This is a genomic window from Pseudoalteromonas sp. SG43-6 (genome assembly GCF_014164365.1).
GTDB classification, from domain to species: Bacteria; Pseudomonadota; Gammaproteobacteria; order Enterobacterales; family Alteromonadaceae; genus Pseudoalteromonas; species Pseudoalteromonas rhizosphaerae.
The window spans coordinates 19,154-35,253 of record NZ_JACJEZ010000003.1; the positions used below are offsets into that span (position 1 = coordinate 19,154).

At 40.1% G+C, this 16,100-nt stretch carries 14 protein-coding genes; 12 read left to right on the forward strand and 2 right to left on the reverse strand.

Annotation, left to right across the window (positions count from 1 at the left end; translation table 11 throughout):
• Positions 1-68: 68 nt before the first annotated feature.
• The 6 genes from H5201_RS01600 (at position 69) to H5201_RS01625 (ending at position 5,455) form a co-directional block, all read left to right on the forward strand.
• The gene (locus tag H5201_RS01600; RefSeq protein WP_182717413.1) at positions 69-875 is read left to right on the forward strand and encodes a glucosaminidase domain-containing protein; all 807 of its coding nucleotides are present in this window, start codon (positions 69-71) and stop codon (positions 873-875) included.
• A complete protein-coding gene (locus H5201_RS01605; protein WP_182783572.1) occupies positions 868-1,536 on the forward strand; it encodes a DUF2987 domain-containing protein in 669 nt (222 codons plus the stop codon). Before H5201_RS01600 ends, H5201_RS01605 begins: the two co-directional genes overlap by 8 nt.
• A 157-nt stretch (positions 1,537-1,693) precedes the next feature.
• Positions 1,694-2,170, forward strand: a complete 477-nt coding sequence (locus H5201_RS01610; RefSeq protein WP_149982529.1) for a GreA/GreB family elongation factor — start codon at positions 1,694-1,696, stop codon at positions 2,168-2,170.
• A gap of 257 nt (positions 2,171-2,427) precedes the next feature.
• Positions 2,428-3,822, forward strand: coding sequence for a RimK family protein (locus H5201_RS01615; RefSeq protein ID WP_149982528.1), 1,395 nt, complete (start codon positions 2,428-2,430; stop codon positions 3,820-3,822).
• Positions 3,822-4,928 carry a ribosomal protein S18-alanine N-acetyltransferase gene (gene rimI, locus H5201_RS01620; protein ID WP_149982527.1) on the forward strand — a complete coding sequence of 369 codons (1,107 nt, stop codon included), beginning with the start codon at positions 3,822-3,824 and terminating at the stop codon, positions 4,926-4,928. The genes H5201_RS01615 and rimI overlap by 1 nt, the downstream gene beginning before the upstream one ends.
• 14 nt (positions 4,929-4,942) lie before the next feature.
• Positions 4,943-5,455: an MgtC/SapB family protein gene (locus tag H5201_RS01625; protein ID WP_145233140.1), complete on the forward strand. Its 513-nt coding sequence runs from the start codon at positions 4,943-4,945 to the stop codon at positions 5,453-5,455.
• Between the two features lie 11 nt (positions 5,456-5,466).
• Here the strand turns inward: H5201_RS01625 and H5201_RS01630 are convergent, their stop codons facing one another.
• Positions 5,467-6,699: an EAL domain-containing protein gene (locus H5201_RS01630; RefSeq protein ID WP_182783574.1), complete on the reverse strand. Its 1,233-nt coding sequence runs from the start codon at positions 6,697-6,699 to the stop codon at positions 5,467-5,469.
• A 357-nt stretch (positions 6,700-7,056) separates the two neighbouring features.
• Between H5201_RS01630 and H5201_RS01635 the strand changes: the two genes are divergently transcribed.
• The gene (locus H5201_RS01635) at positions 7,057-7,875 is read left to right on the forward strand and encodes an ABC transporter substrate-binding protein (protein WP_182783576.1); all 819 of its coding nucleotides are present in this window, start codon (positions 7,057-7,059) and stop codon (positions 7,873-7,875) included.
• 93 nt (positions 7,876-7,968) lie between these two features.
• Here the strand turns inward: H5201_RS01635 and H5201_RS01640 are convergent, their stop codons facing one another.
• Complete coding sequence (locus H5201_RS01640; RefSeq protein WP_182717418.1) at positions 7,969-8,979, reverse strand: GlxA family transcriptional regulator; 1,011 nt, start codon at positions 8,977-8,979, stop codon at positions 7,969-7,971.
• Between the two features lie 126 nt (positions 8,980-9,105).
• Here H5201_RS01640 and H5201_RS01645 point away from each other — a divergent pair, with 126 nt between their 5' ends.
• The 5 genes from H5201_RS01645 (at position 9,106) to H5201_RS01665 (ending at position 15,874) form a co-directional block, all read left to right on the forward strand.
• Positions 9,106-11,013, forward strand: coding sequence for a beta-ketoacyl synthase (locus H5201_RS01645; RefSeq protein WP_182739617.1), 1,908 nt, complete (start codon positions 9,106-9,108; stop codon positions 11,011-11,013).
• Between the two features lie 185 nt (positions 11,014-11,198).
• Positions 11,199-13,001 (forward strand): M14 family metallopeptidase, encoded by a 1,803-nt coding sequence (locus tag H5201_RS01650; RefSeq protein ID WP_182783578.1) that lies wholly within the window; start codon positions 11,199-11,201, stop codon positions 12,999-13,001.
• A gap of 3 nt (positions 13,002-13,004) precedes the next feature.
• Entirely contained in the window at positions 13,005-13,646 is a 642-nt protein-coding gene (locus tag H5201_RS01655) for an MBL fold metallo-hydrolase (RefSeq protein WP_145233146.1), read from the forward strand.
• 89 nt (positions 13,647-13,735) lie between these two features.
• A complete protein-coding gene (locus tag H5201_RS01660; protein ID WP_016707271.1) occupies positions 13,736-14,194 on the forward strand; it encodes an Lrp/AsnC family transcriptional regulator in 459 nt (152 codons plus the stop codon).
• A 123-nt stretch (positions 14,195-14,317) separates the two neighbouring features.
• Positions 14,318-15,874: a SulP family inorganic anion transporter gene (locus H5201_RS01665; protein ID WP_145233147.1), complete on the forward strand. Its 1,557-nt coding sequence runs from the start codon at positions 14,318-14,320 to the stop codon at positions 15,872-15,874.
• Positions 15,875-16,100 lie beyond the last annotated feature (226 nt).

Below are 16,100 nucleotides of genomic sequence, written 5' to 3' on the forward strand. Positions count from 1 at the left end.
AGGTATAATGAATGGTCAGATGCGTGTGGATATACCATGCATAAATGTTAGTTTCTTTGAGAGAATACATGCTTAAGTATCTTTTTCGTTTAATCGTTAGCCTATTTTTTATTTGGGCATTGAGTTACCCATTTATAGAAAAATCGGATCCAGTTATTGAGGACGAAACAACCTCAATCAAGCCACAAGTCAAAAAGAAAGAAAAGCCATTACATAATGTTAAACTTCCTGACTTTGATGGTTTTAGTGATGTAAAAGAAAAAAAACATGCTTTTTTTAACTTTATTCGGCCGCATGTTGAGGCTGAAAATAAAAAAATTCTGCAGCAGCGGGCAACGTTGGAGATTGCATTGATGATGATGCAATACGATGAGCCATTAAGTCGCACGCAAACCAAGCAAGTTAAAACGATTTTAAATAGCTATAAATTACCAGAAACGATTGATAGTTTGTCTTTGCGTAAGGCATTAAGCCGAGTTGATATTATTCCTAAAGAGTTAGCGCTGATGCAAGCGGCCAACGAATCAGCATGGGGGACGTCTCGGTTTGCTCGAATAGGTTTAAACTTTTTTGGTCAGTGGTGTTATAGCAAGGGCTGCGGTATGGTGCCTAATCGTCGTAATACCGGTGCAGATCATGAGGTGGCGGCATTTAAATCTGTGCGCGCAGCCGTGACTTCTTATTTTAAGAATATTAATACTCATGCTGCCTATAAACATTTACGTAGTATCCGCGCCGATTTACGTTTACAAGAAAAGCCAATTTCAGCGACTAAACTAAGCTACGGATTAACCTCATACTCTGAGCGTGGTGAGGCGTATATCGAAGAATTAAATCAAATGATCAACCAAAATAGAGCCTACTTTGATGAATAACCCAGTACGTAGTATCAGTCATATTATGGCAGCTGCCGTTGTACTAATAGCAACGTTTACTGTGCAAGCAAAAGAGTTTGTGGTCTCCTATGATGGCTTTTATGATCGTTTAAAAGTCGTCAATAAAGGTGATTTTCAATTTGCTCAGGTCAATTTTTACATCACCGACATTGCTAGTAATGATGAATGTTTAATTAAAACCGGGCGCATTATTACTGAGCGAGAGGAGTTTCCACTTAATTATACTGAGCATGCTCAGCTTTTACTTCCTTTTGATAAACAACTTGATACAAATAAAGCTGTGGTGGTTATCGAGCCTCAGAACGAAAATCACGATTGCCAGTTAAAACTGCAAATTGAAGCGCGTGAGTTTAATAATAGTAATTTGAATAAACACCAGTTGTATCAGCTTAATAATGAGTTTGATGAATTATTATCGGATCTGTCGGGTTTTTTTGTTAGCAAACTGATGAGCTTTTTATTGCCTGAACAACAAGGTGTAGTGCTGACTTTTGCAGAGCCAGTCACTATTGCCGATCCTGCTTTTGATTGCCAAGGGGCAATTTGTCATGTCAGAGTTACTGAGCAGTGGGAAGACGATAAAACAGCATTTGCTGTGTCGGTGCCATTACTAAAAGTAACGCCATGGATAGCTAAGTAGTAAAAAACAGTTCAGCAAGCGTTGTTAACAGCAGCGCTTGATTTATGTTATTACTAATCAATGCCTATGAATAACCTTGTTTTTAGGCAATTAAGTTACACGCAGCCCAAAGCACGTTAAAATACAGTCATTATAGATTTAAAATAATTCCTTAGATATGAATAAAACCCATGTGATTGAATGCCTGCGTTTTGCTTTAGAAGCGCAACTTACTACCGCGCAGGCTGCTGCAAAGACAGCCCATGACACCGCCACTCATGAAGAAAATATTGCTGAAAATAAATACGATACATTAGGCCTAGAAGCTGCCTATTTGGCACAAGGGCAAGCACAGCGTGTGAATGACTGCCATTTGAGTATTATCGAGTTTGAAAAGGCATTTAAAATCGCTGTATCAAGTAAAGTTACCATTGGTTCGCTGGTCTGTATCTGCGATGAAGACGAAAATCTAAAATGGTATTTTTTAGGACCACTTTCTGGTGGTTTAAGCATTAAAATAAAAGACACCACAGTGTATGTTCTCACACCACTGTCACCATTAGGTCAATTACTGATGGATAAGCAACAAGGTGATGAGTTTAGTTTTACAATAGCAAATAAATCCACGTTATTAGAAATTGTTTCAATAAGTTAGTGGTGCTGAAAGGCGCTTTAACCAGCTTTAATAGACCTTACTGTGGTTGATTAAATTTACTTATCTTAACGCTAAAAATTACTCGTTGGTAAGGTAGCGAAAAACCCTTTATAAATCACCTGTAGGTTAAGCAGTAGCTGAATCTAAAGCACCCATCCTGTTAAGTACACCAGTAGCACAACAATGACTTAGCAGTATGGGTGTTTCTATTTACATTCACTCTTATATTTGTATTTTGACTTATTTTAGGAAAAGTCGTGTTTAAAACCTTGATTGTGGTTGATAACAACGAGCAGGCACTTGCTCATTCATTCGAAAACGTAATTACCTTCAACACTTACTTACGAGATTACCCAAAGCATAATGAGCCAAAAACGCGCATTATTAATCTATGCGACTCAAGCCAATACTTGAGTAAAGGCTATTATTGCTCATTACTTGCTGAGGCACGTAAACATCAGGTATTACCAAGTGTAAAAACGATTAATGCGCTACGTAGTGGCCAAACTTTAATGCTTAATGTTGGTCATCTTGATGATGCCTTATATTTTGGGCACGCAGTAAATGAATTACAAAACAAAGCGGCAAAAATGGTATTTAAACAATACCCAGCGCCTATTTTATTTGTAGATGAAGCTGGGCTGTTACAGCAAGGTTCATTGGCGTCGCTTAATGCTCAGCAGCATCAAGACTTTGTTGCTAAATTAACTGAGTTTACGCAAACACAGTGGCGTATAAGCAGTACGCAAAAACGTTACCGCTGGGATATGGCTATTTTAGTTGATCACAATGAAAAAGTACCACCAAGCGATAAAGATGCAATAGCCCGTTTTATCAAAGCGGCAGCTAAACATGGTATCTATGCTCAAGCGCTAAGCTTTGACGAAATAGATAATATCGCTCAGTTTGATGCGCTATTTATTCGTCAAACAACTGCAATTGACCACCCAACTTATCGTCTGGCAAGTAAGGCGCAGAGCCTAGGATTAGTGGTGATTGATGATGCTGAGTCTATTTTACGCTGTTGTAATAAAGTGTATTTGCATGATGCGTTTAATTATCAAAAAGTACCGAGCTTAAAAACCGTAGTAGTAGCTGATCAAAGTGATGAAACCATCAGTCAGCTTGAAGAGGCATTTACTTATCCACTAGTGCTTAAAATGCCGGAAGGGTCGTTTTCAAAAGGTGTCTACAAAGTAACTGATCGCAATGAGCTGGCAGCAAAATTGGCTGAGCTATTTGAATTTAGCGCTTTAGTTCTAGCCCAAGAATATATGTACACAGAATACGATTGGCGAGTAGGGGTACTAAATGGTCGTGCTATCTATGCATGTCGTTATTTAATGGCTCGCAATCATTGGCAAATTTATAATCATGATGCAAAACGGTTTTTCTCTGGTGGTTTTGAAACACTGCCTACTTTTGAGTTGCCAAAAGCAGTTTTAGATGCGGCATTAAAAGCATGTAAAACTGTCGGTAAAGGACTCTATGGTGTGGATGTTAAAGAACACCAAGGCCGTGCATATGTGCTTGAAGTAAACGATAACCCAAGTATTGACCATAAAGTAGAAGATGGTTACTTAGGTGATGAACTTTATATGATCATTATGGAAGAATTTAAACAACGCCTCGAAGCACGAGGCCGGAGTTAATGACCGAGCATAGTGTGGCAGTTCGCGCTGCCACAGACAGCGATTTAAAAGCGTTACTTGAGATAGAGCAGCAAAGTTTTAATCAAGATAGATTGAGTGCGCGTAGCTTGAAGCGCTGGATTGCAGCCAAACATGGTATTTTAATGGTTGCAGAGTTAGATCAACAGATACTCGGCTATGGCTTAGTGTGGTGTCATAAAGGCACTCGTTTAGCACGTTTATATTCGCTAGCAGTTGCACCTAATGCACAAGGCAAAGGCATTGCTCAGCAGCTTTTGAAAGCACTAGAAAGAGCAACGGCTGAACGCGGGCGGTTATTTATGCGTCTTGAAGTGGCGGTAAATAATAAAGCTGCAATCGCACTTTATGAAAAGCTTGGCTATCGGGTATTTGGGCAATACAGTGACTATTATGATGATCATAGCGATGCCTTGCGGATGCAAAAAAACATTCGTAAAACTAATGAGCTTGAGTTTTCGCGTGTAACGCCTTGGTATCAACAAACAACCGAATTTACTTGCGGGCCAGCGGCATTATTAATGGCAATGTCATCAATAAAAAAAGCGATTATTTCACAAGTGAATGAGCTTGATATTTGGCGTGAAGCAACCACTATTTTTATGACCTCTGGTCATGGTGGTTGTCATCCATTAGGACTTGCTTTAGCTGCCAATAAACGCGGTTTTACAGCCGATGTGATTATTAATACACGTGATACATTGTTTGTTGATGGCGTAAGAAGTGATAAGAAGAAAGCAATTTTACACACGGTTCATAATCAATTTGTGGTTGAGGCAATTAATCACAAACTAGATGTGAAGTATCAAGACTTAACCCTTGAGCACATAGAGCGCTGGTTAGCAGCCAAAATGGCCGTGGTGCTATTGATCAGTACGTATCGCTTTGATGGTAAAAAGTCACCGCATTGGGTGTGTGTAACGCATTTAGATGAGCATTGTCTATATGTTCATGACCCTTTTTGTGAAAGCGATAAACAGCTGGCGATTGATTGTCAACACGTACCAATCGCTAAGAGTGACTTTTTAAAAATGGCCAGTTTCGGTAGTTCTCGTTTGAGTACGGCACTGGCTATACACATGCAGTAATTTTAGGATTTTGAGTGACTTTTTTTGAATTAGTAGATATCGCCCCCTATTCGTGGTCGGCAATAGGCAGTGCTGCATTTTGTGGCGCTTTGATTGGTATGGAACGCCAGTTACGAGGCAAACCAGTAGGAATAAGAACCTCAGTACTGATTATATTAGGTACTTATTTGTTTTTAGCCACGGCGTTTATGCTCCATGGTGATGTGATTGACCACTCGCGCGTGGTTGGTCAAATTATTACTGGCATCGGCTTTTTAGGTGCTGGAGTTATGCTCGCTAAAGATGGTGCTGTGGTTGGGGTAACATCGGCGGCAACTATCTGGGTTTTGGCATCTATTGGTGTAGTGATTGCAACCGATAATTTATTGGCAGCTATTAAACTATCCATTTTAGTGGTGGGTATTTTATATGGTGTAGATGTCCTTGAAGCTAAGTTTAAAAGCTTAAGTAAAGGTGTACACGCTAAAGTTAAAAGTTATCACAAACGATACTATCGAAAAGAAATTAACGAGTCAGAACGCCACTAAGAGTGGCGTTTTTATGTTGATAAAGTCATGCTTTGATAGCTCAATGCATCTTCAATAGGAGCAGGGCGGCCAATAAAGTAACCTTGCACATTATCAACATTTAATTTTCTTAATGCGTTAAGCTCTGCTTGCGTTTCAATGCCTTCGGCAACAATCGTACAGTCTATTGCTTTAGCAAAGCCACACAGTGCCTTGGCCAGTAAAAACTTCCGATTGTCTTTATTTATATTTTGCGTAAGGCTGATATCTAATTTAATAATGTCGGCTTCTAGTTCTAAAATATGTTGAAACGACGAAAAGCCAGCACCTACATCATCAATAGCCAAACGTAGCCCTTTTTTTCGCAGTGGCGCTAATGCAGCTCGCATTACTGTATAGTCTGATATTGGTGAATGTTCAGTTATTTCTAATACCAACCTTGAACAATCGGCTCCTTGCAGAGTATATTCAAGTGCACCCGAGAGTATATGGGATGGTGAACAATTAATGGCGATATAAGTGGTATCATTAAATTGCGCAATATAGGCGAGGCTGTTTTTTATTGCCAGCATTTCCAGAGATTCATCTAGGCCCACATCTGTTGCCTCTTTAAACCAGAGATCAGGTGTTTTATAAGGTTTGGTAAAAAAGCGTGACAGTGATTCAAAGCCCGCAATTTTATTACTAAATAGATTAAAAATAGGCTGAAAATAAATACTTATATTGTTGCTTGCAATAACCTCTTCAATTGCTAATTTGGTTTGGCCATGCAATGCAGTGTTATGCAGGTTTTTTTCAATTAATCCAGTTGCAATTTCAGAGATCATGTTTAAAAAAGACAAGTCCCGCTCGTTTAAGCTTTCATCATGATGCGATTTGTAACAACAAAATGTACCATATAATTTACCATTTGAAAGATTGATAGGCACACCAATATAAGCGCCTATGTTTAACTTGTCGGTTACTGGCATTATTTGAGTAATTGGATTTGTTTTTGAATTGGTAATAATAGGGCTAAGCTGTTTCTCACTGATTTTATGGCAATATGTTTCATTAATAGGATCGGAATTGCCCACTTTAACCGTTTTATTCGCTGATGGATTATCGACAACTTTGAAAACGCGCTCATCGTTAATAAACTCTGAAATAAAAGCAACATCCATATTTAAATGTTTGCGCACCAATCCCAGCAAATTTGTCAATTTAGCATCGATTGTTGAATTATCTTTTTGATCCAAAAGCACATCGCTAAAATTTGCCGTCATGGCGCCTCCATGTAATTTTTAGCACTTTTAATGCTATTACTATAATTTATATAGATATAAACGTCTAATTAGCGTTTGATTTTATTTGCTGCTTAGTTCGGTTTTCTCTATCTATGATCGAGGGACTAGCTCGTTTAAAGATTTACAGTCCAGCGCGATTAAATCGGTCGTTAGTTGCCTAGCAAGTCCGACATCTAGATGGTCCTTGTCGTACGCTTATCGTAATAATAAGAGTAAGCCTATGCTTTTGTTATTTTAGCGTTTGAGTAGGTATACTAATTGGGGAAGTTAAGATTTGTAAAAAATATTAATCTGACTACGCTAATAACCAGTGATTATTTATTTAGGTGTTGTTTAATGGAATCGAGTTGGCAAATAATACAGTGGAATGGGCCGAAAAGAGTTGCATTACTGCTGTTTGCTTTCTTTTTTACAATACCGGTAGTGGCCAAACCAAGCTATCGTGTTGTGATATTAGTCGATGATAGTTATCCCCCATATTCTTACCTTAAAGACGGTGAGTTAGTGGGCTTATATGTTGATGTAGTTCGTCAAGCTGCCGATTTGATCAGTGAAAAATATATTATAGAGTTGCAACCAGTACCGTGGAAGCGCGGTGTTGACGCACTTAGACGAGGAGAGGACTTTGCCTTACTACCTCCTTATAAAAATGTGCAAGGACGCAGTTTTATTTGGCCTTACTCAGAGCCGCTACATGAAGAAGTAATACAAGCTTTTTGTAATCCAAACTCAAGCTTACTCAAGATTGAAAACACAGAATATCCATTAAAGCCGATTAATGTTGGTATCAATGCAGGGTATCTTTTATTCGATCAAGCATTGAACACTGCCCTGGAGCAAAACAAAATAAAAATATGGGAAAACAAAGATACATTATCAAATATTTTGAAGCTGGCTAAAAATAGAATCGACTGTTATATCAATGACAAGTGGGCCATCTTATCAGGTATTAAAGCACTTAAGCAAAGCCATCCATTTGTTGATTTGAGTCAACTTCAGCAAGACAGAATTATTTTCAAGCGAACTGCTCACATTGGTTATTTGAAAGCACCATCAGAAAAATTTCCATTTAAGGATGACTTTATTAAAGAAATGGACGCAGCATTAAAGTTAGTATTTGAAAGGCGTACTCAAATCGACAGCGATGATAAATGATGCGCGTTAAACGTCGATACTGATGTTTAACCCGTACTGTATATTTTGCTATCTAAAAGGTTTAACTGTTTAAAAATAACACCCCGCAACTTATTAACCAAATAACTTTCTTCTAACCACTTTTCGATACTCGCTAGGCGTTTGCGAGAGCACTTTCTTAAACACGCGGGTTAAATGACCTTGATCATTGTAACCCACCTCTAAAGCAACCTCCTGAATTGATAAGTTAGATGATGCAAGTAGCTCTTTGGCTGTTTGTACGCGTAATTGCTGCCAATATTCAATGGGGCTTTGGTTGGTCGCAATGCGAAAACGGCGGGTAAAAGAGCGGTAACTCAAACTAAATAGTTGAGCTACCTCTGTTAAACTTTGTTCTGTGGTTAAGTTGTTTTTTAACCAAAATTGAATTTGAGCGATGAGTTCATCTGGATGCCGATCAACGGCGCCTTCAAGGTAGCGCTGATCTTCGTAAGGTTTCCTAATTTCGTGAGAAAAGTTGCGCTCAACATGCTGAGCGGCGGCCTGTCCGTAGTATTGGCTAATAATATGCACGATCACATCTGCTAAGGCATTTAGACTTGCCACACTGTATAAGCGCTCAGATTGAGTGATAAAAAAATCAGGCTTGAGCAGCACTTGTGGGTAGTCGCGTTTAAATTGTTCTGCATAATGCCAATGAGTGGTAGCGGGGTGACCATTTAATAACTTAGCTTCAGCGACTAAGCAATTGCCAGTACCCACGCCAATGATTGAGCTACCCGTTTGCCAGCTGCTGGCAAGCCACTGAACTAACCCAGAGTTTGCTCTGACAACAGGGCGAGGATTGCGCCAAATACCGGGCACAATAATCAAGTCACTGTAAGGTGCTGTGCCGTAAGTGTGATCCGGTAATATTGCTAAGCCGCTGCGATTTTTGATAGGTTCGCTGTCCTCAGCGATTAAATTAATCGTTAATGGCCGAAAAATTTTGCTGTTTAGATGCCCCTTGGCGTACGCCTCACCGGCTCTGAGCATTTCAATTGGCAAGGTGACACTGGTGATCAATAAGTGCTGGTATACCAAAATACTTATTTGCAAAGGGCTAAGTACCAAGTTGTTGTCCATTTAATTGCTCCGACCAGTTTGATTTGGCCTCATAGGCTCATTATTTGGCTATTTAAGCACAATGTTGATAATTAAATCCATCTAAACTGCAAGCTTCTCCTATAACACGTTTTCTCAAGGTAAATTATGACAGCATTACCCGTTATTATCGGCATGGGTGGAATTAACGCCGCAGGCCGTACTTCTTTTCATCAAGGTTATCGTCGTATCGTGTTAAATAACTTAGATACTCAAGCCCGGCAAGAAACATTTTTAGGCCTCGCCACGTTAATGAATTTAGTGAGTCTTGTGAATGGGCAACTGCAAGATTTAAAAGGCAATACTGTTGAGCAAAGCGACATAGAAGCACGCTTTGGTGAGCAAATTATTGCCGGTACGTTAATTCGCAAAATTGAAAAAGAGCATTTTGATGTCGATGCAACACCATGGCAGCAAAAAATGACGTTAACCGCGTCAGATGAAAGCGCCATTGTGTTTGAAACACGTCGTCGAGATTTACCTTCGCCGGTCCCTACAAGTTGGCAAGTAGAAGAGCTTGAAAATAAAAAAGTAAAAGTAACCATTGCGGCTCAGTTTGATATTAAACATGATTCTACTCGCGATAATCCGATTAAATCGGCTGGGCAACTACCAACAGGGTTTGATCCATCTATTATGTACAACAGTCGCTACCAGCCACGTGGTTTACAAGCCACTATTTTTGCTGCTACTGACGCGATTAAATCAACCGGACTTGATTGGCAACACATTATGAATAGTGTTGAGCCTGATAAAATTGGCACTTATTCAGCGTCGGTTATTGGTCAAATGGATGACAAGGGCTTAGGTGGTTTAGTAAAAGCGCGCCAGCAAGGTGATCGCGTCAGCACCAAGCAGTTAGCGCTTGGCTTAAATACAATGTCGACCGATTTTATTAATGCCTATGTGACGGGCAATGTAGGCACTACGTTTTCAACTTCAGGCGCGTGTGCAACATTTTTATATAACTTGCGCGCTGCAGTAAACGATATACAAGCAGGGCGTACACGTGTTGCTATTGTGGCAAGTGTTGAATGCGCAATTACCCCTGAAGTTGTTGAAGGCTTTGGTAATATGAGTGCGCTGGCGAATATTGAAGGTTTACGACGCTTGGATAACTTAAGCAATGATGATGAGCCTGATTATCGTAAAAGTAGCCGCCCATTTGGCGAAAATTGTGGCTTTACTTTAGGTGAAGGCGCACAAGTAGCGATTCTAATGGATGATGCGTTAGCACTGGAGTTGGGGGCAGACATTCTAGGCTGCGTGCCTGATGTATTTGTAAATGCTGATGGCGTTAAAAAATCAATTACATCACCGGGACCGGGTAATTATATAACCATGGCGAAGTCGGCGGCATTAGCCACGAGCTTATTAGGTAAAGAAGCATTACAACAACGTAGCTTTATTTTAGCGCATGGTTCAAGCACACCGCAAAACCGCGTAACAGAGTCATTAATTTATCATAAGGTGGCACAAACGTTTGCCATTGATAATTGGAAAGTAGCAGCACCAAAAGCGTATGTAGGGCACACAATTGCGCCAGCTAGTGGCGACCAATTAGCGATGGCGCTGGGTGTATTTGCACATAATATTATGCCGGGTATTACCACCATAGATAAAGTGGCCAAGGATGTGCATAACCAGTATTTAGATATTCGTACTGAGCATTATCAATGCGAAGACATGGATATTGCTTTTATTAATTCAAAAGGCTTTGGCGGAAATAATGCCACCGCCACTGTTTTGTCACCCATGGTGACCATGAAAATGTTAGCAAAACGCCATGGTAGTGCGGTGATGGATGCATATGCATTGAGCAATCAAACCGTTACAGCTGCTCAGACTAATTATCAGCAACAAGCTGACTTAGGACAATATGAGCTAATCTATCGCTTTGGTGATGGCATGATTGATGAAGATGAAATTGTCATTTCTGATACCGACATGCATATTCCCGGTTTTGATAAAGCCATTGCATTTAGTAAAACGAATCCTTATCAAGATATGTTTTAAGCACATTATTCTTGAGTGGCAAGGCGCTTTTATAGCGCCTTTTTTAATGCGTGAAAATTAGCCCTATAAAATTTTTAAATTGTCATTGGCTGCATTTTTTTGTTGAATCACCGCAGTTTACGCGATCTGTCATTTATCCTTGTTATAATTTCAAGCTATTAAAGAGGCCAACGTTTGAGAGTCCTATGATCGCCAGTTTATTATTGTTAAGTGCCAGTGTTACATTAGATAGCCATTTACCGCCATTGTTGCCATGGCAAGGTCAAAGTTTGGCACTGATACAACAAAAAGGCCCATTAACCACTGATTTCGAACTAAGCGAAGGGCTAAAGTCACCAAATTATCAGCAAACTATGGCCTTTGTAGATCGTCTTGTTGCAGCAAACCCTACCCAATTCCAAGTGCAAACTATTGCACATAGTGCCAGTGGCCGTGCGATCAACATGATGGTAGCAAGCGAAGATGGTGCATTTACACCTTCGCAGTTAATGCAAAACGCCAAGCCGACTATTTTTATTCAAGCGGGAATTCATGCCGGCGAAATTGACGGTAAAGATGCGATGTTTATGTTGCTACGCGATATTGCAACCGGTAAACGTCGAGATATTTTAAGCCAAGTGAACATCTTATTTATTCCTATTTTAAATGTTGATGGCCATGAGCGTAGTAGTCAGTTTAATCGCATAAACCAGCGTGGGCCAGTTGAAATGGGCTTTAGAACCAATGCTAATAATTTAAATTTAAATCGTGATTTCACCAAACTAGATACGCCGGAAGTACGTGGTGTATTAAAGGTGATCAAGCAGTTTAACCCAGATTTATTTATCGATGTGCATGTGACTGACGGTGCAGATTATCAATACGATGTAACTTACGGGTACAACCCCGTATTTGCCAGTGAATCGCCAAGTGTGTCAGATGCGCTCAATAATTATTTTAAACCTATCATCGACACAAAATTACAAGAGCAAGGCCATATACCTGGGCCGCTGGTATTTGTAATGGATAAGCGCGAGTTTAAAAAAGGCTTAGCGGGCTGGGTTGCCACGCCTCGTTATTCGAATGGTTGGGGGGATTTAAGATCGTTACCCACAATTCTTGTCGAAAATCATTCATTAAAACCGTATAAACAACGTGTACTTGGCACCTATGTATTTTTAGATGGGGCTATTTCAGCATTGGCGCAACATCATCATCAATTAACCGAAGCGGTTGAAAAAGAACGAGCTTTTGTGCCAAGCCAGCTTATTGTTGAACGCAGTTATGCAAAAGAGCCAAACACTATCGCATTTGCAGGGATCAAATATTCGCGCAGTAAAAGCGCCTTGAGTGGCCAGATGGAAGTAAAGTATTTAGGCGAAAAACAGCACTATGATGCGTTGCCTATTTACTGGCAGAAGGACGCAAAAACCGTGATCACCGTACCAAGTACATTTTATATTCCACCTGCGTATCCAGACATTGTCGAAAAACTCAAATTACATGGTATTACAGTAGAAAACGTGAGCAGTGATGAGCTGGTAACTAATTTAAAAGTCGCGGTAGTAACAAAGCATGAATTTGATAAAGCGCCGTTTGAAGGACGCTTTCGAGTAAACGCAGATTTTGATTTTGTCGATGTACCAGAAAAGTCTTTGACCGGTTGGTCTAAAGTTGAAACTGCTCAACCTTTCGGTGAGTTAGTTGCCCATCTTTTACACCCCAAAGCACCGGATTCATTTTTTGCGTGGGGTGAGTTTAATACGATTTTTCAACGTACTGAGTACATGGAAAACTATGCATTAGCGCCATATGCTCGCCATATGCTCAAAGATAAACCGGCACTTGCACTTGAGTTTGATAAAAAAATTCGTGAGGATGCCGCTTTTGCTAAAGATGCACAAGCCCGATTAAACTGGCTCTATGAGCATACGCCATTTTATGATCAAGCTTATTTAAAGTATCCTGTGCTGATGACATTTGACACTAAACCGCAAATAAAGAATTAACATATGGAAATAATTACCGTACCGGTGACCGCTTTTGCACAAAATTGCCGAGTGGTTATTTGTAAACAAACACGCCACGCAGCGGTTATCGACCCAGGTGGCGACGCTGATAAAATCATTACTGAGCTTGCCAAGCATCAGTTAAGCTTGCAGTGTATTTTACTCACCCATGGTCATCTTGATCATGTCGGTGCGGCAAAAGTACTTGCTGAGCATTTTTCTGTTGATATTGTCGGGCCACAAAAAGACGAATTGTTTTGGTTTGATGCATTACCTATGCAAGCGCAAATGTTTGGCTTTGCACCAATTGCGCCTTTTCATCCTCAGCATTGGTTAAGTCATGGTGATACGTTTACATTGGGTCAATTGCGATTTGACATTCGTCATTGTCCGGGCCACACGCCTGGGCATATTGTATTTTATGAAGCAACACATCAGTTAGTGATAGTGGGTGATGTTATTTTTAAAGGCTCAGTAGGGCGTACAGACTTCCCTAAAGGGGATGCCCAGCAGTTACTTGACTCGATTAAAAATCAAATTTTGACACTGCCTGATGAAACGCGAATTCTATCTGGGCATGGACCTGACACTAAAGTGCTGACTGAGCGCATATCGAATCCATTTATAAGTGGTAAATTTGGTTAGTTGCGCATAATAAATGCATAAAAGTACAAGACTCAACCTATAAACCAATGTATAATTTAACCAATTTAGTAAAATAAATAAGAAATAAAATGTCTCTAAATCATGTTGACCGCCAAATTTTGGCACTGTTACAGCAAGATGCAAGTCTTTCGACCGCTGATATTGCTGATAAAGTCGGTTTATCTCAATCACCTTGTTGGCGTCGTATTGCTAAGCTTGAGCAAGATGGTTACATCAAAGGCAAAGTTGCCTTATTGGATGAGAAAAAGCTCGGCTTTGATATGCTAGTGTACGCTCATGTTCGTTTATCAAATCATGGCCGTACAAATTTAGCTGAGTTTGAACGACTTATCCTAAGTTATGATGAAGTAACAGAATGTTACAGTATGGCTGGCACTATGGACTTTATGTTGCGGATCATTTCTAAAGGCATTGAAGGCTATGAACAGTTTGTTCGTGATAATTTATTGAATCTTGAATTTGTTCAAGAAGTTCACTCAAACGTCACTATGACTTGTGTCAAACGCAGTACATCGCTGCCACTTTAATCGTATCTAATCATGCTAGCGCTATAAAGGCGTTAGCTTGTTCCTCTTACTGCAATTGTTAACCTTAGCTTAATTTGTTAGAATTCAGCGCTTTTTTGATCCCACACCCCGAAGAGGAATTCAATGTTTAACTTATTAAGCAAGGCGCCGAGCTCTGCTAAAAACGATATCTTATCAGGTATAACGGTTGCCCTAGCGCTCGTTCCTGAAGCTGTTGCATTTGCGTTTGTTGCAAATGTAGAGCCTTTAGTTGGTTTATATGCAGCATTTATTGTTGGCTTGATCACCGCTATTTTTGGCGGCCGCCCAGGTATGATCTCCGGTGCAACCGGTGCACTTGCCGTTGTTATGGTAAGTTTAGTGCTAGATCATGGGGTTGAGTATCTCTTCGCGACTGTATTACTGATGGGGATACTGCAAATACTAGCAGGGGTGTTTAAGCTCGGTAAGTTTATTCGTATGGTTCCGCATCCGGTGATGCTCGGGTTTGTAAATGGTTTAGCGATTGTCATCTTCTTAGCGCAACTAGGGCAATTTAAGGTGTCCGATGGTCAAGGTGGCATGCAGTGGATGACCGGCACGCCGATGATGATCATGCTAGGATTAGTCGCCTTAACGATGGCTATTATTCACTTTTTGCCAAAGTTGACTACAGCTGTGCCATCAACATTAGTCGCTATTGTTACTGTAACCGCCATTGTTATCGGATTTGATTTAGAAGCGCGTACAGTACTTGATTTCTTAAAAGATATGACCGGTGACAGTGCGGCAACTATTGCTGGTGGTTTACCACAATTTCACATTCCAATGGTGCCATTTACCTTTGAAACACTGAAAATTATTTTACCTTATGCGCTTATTTTAGCGGCAATTGGTTTGATTGAATCATTATTAACCCTTAGCCTGATTGATGAAATCACAGAAACCCGTGGTCACAGCAATAAAGAATGCATTGGTCAAGGCGCTGCAAACGTTACCTGTGGTTTCTTTGGTGCGATGGGAGGCTGCGCGATGATTGGTCAATCAATGATCAACATTAACTCAGGTGGTCGTTCGCGTCTATCTGGTATCACAGCAGCATTAATGCTCCTAGCATTCATTATTTTTGCCGCCAGTTTGATTGAAATGGTGCCGCTGGCAGCATTGGTTGGCGTGATGTTTATGGTGGTATTAGGCACCTTTGAATGGGCGAGTTTCAAAATGATGAAACGCGTCCCAAAATCAGATGCTTTTGTCATTGTATTAGTATCGGGTGTAACGGTGATAACTGACTTAGCAATTGCAGTATGTGTGGGTGTGATTGTGTCAGCCTTAGTATTTGCATGGCAACATGCTAAACATATTTTTACTACAAACTACATTGATGAAGAAGGTTCTAAAGTCTACGAACTACACGGCCCATTATTTTTTGGCTCAGTGAAAAAGTTCGCGGAGTTGTTTGATGTTAAAAATGACCCTAAAGACGTTATCATCGAATTTAAATACAGCCGAGTGGCAGATCACAGTGCCATTGAAGCAATTGATACTTTAGCTGATAAATACACCAAGGCAGGTAAGCAGTTGCATTTACGCCACTTGAGCCCAGACTGTATACAGTTATTACATAAAGCGCGCGACTTAGTAGAAGTTAATGTAATAGAAGATCCAACTTATAAAGTTGCTTCAGACAAGCTTGCTTAAACGAGACGTTTGATAAAAAAGCGAAGGCACTGCCTTCGCTTTTTTATTGCTATCGAACAAATCATTGGCTGAAACCGTAGATGACATTAAAATTTATTTAAGTCACATAAAAACCAGTGCTCGGTGAGTCAATTATTGAGACTAAGCTCGACTAGTGCAGCTAGTGCCTGTATAATTCGCGGCCTCTTTATACCGTCTTATTGCCTGTATTAACTTTTCCTTATTC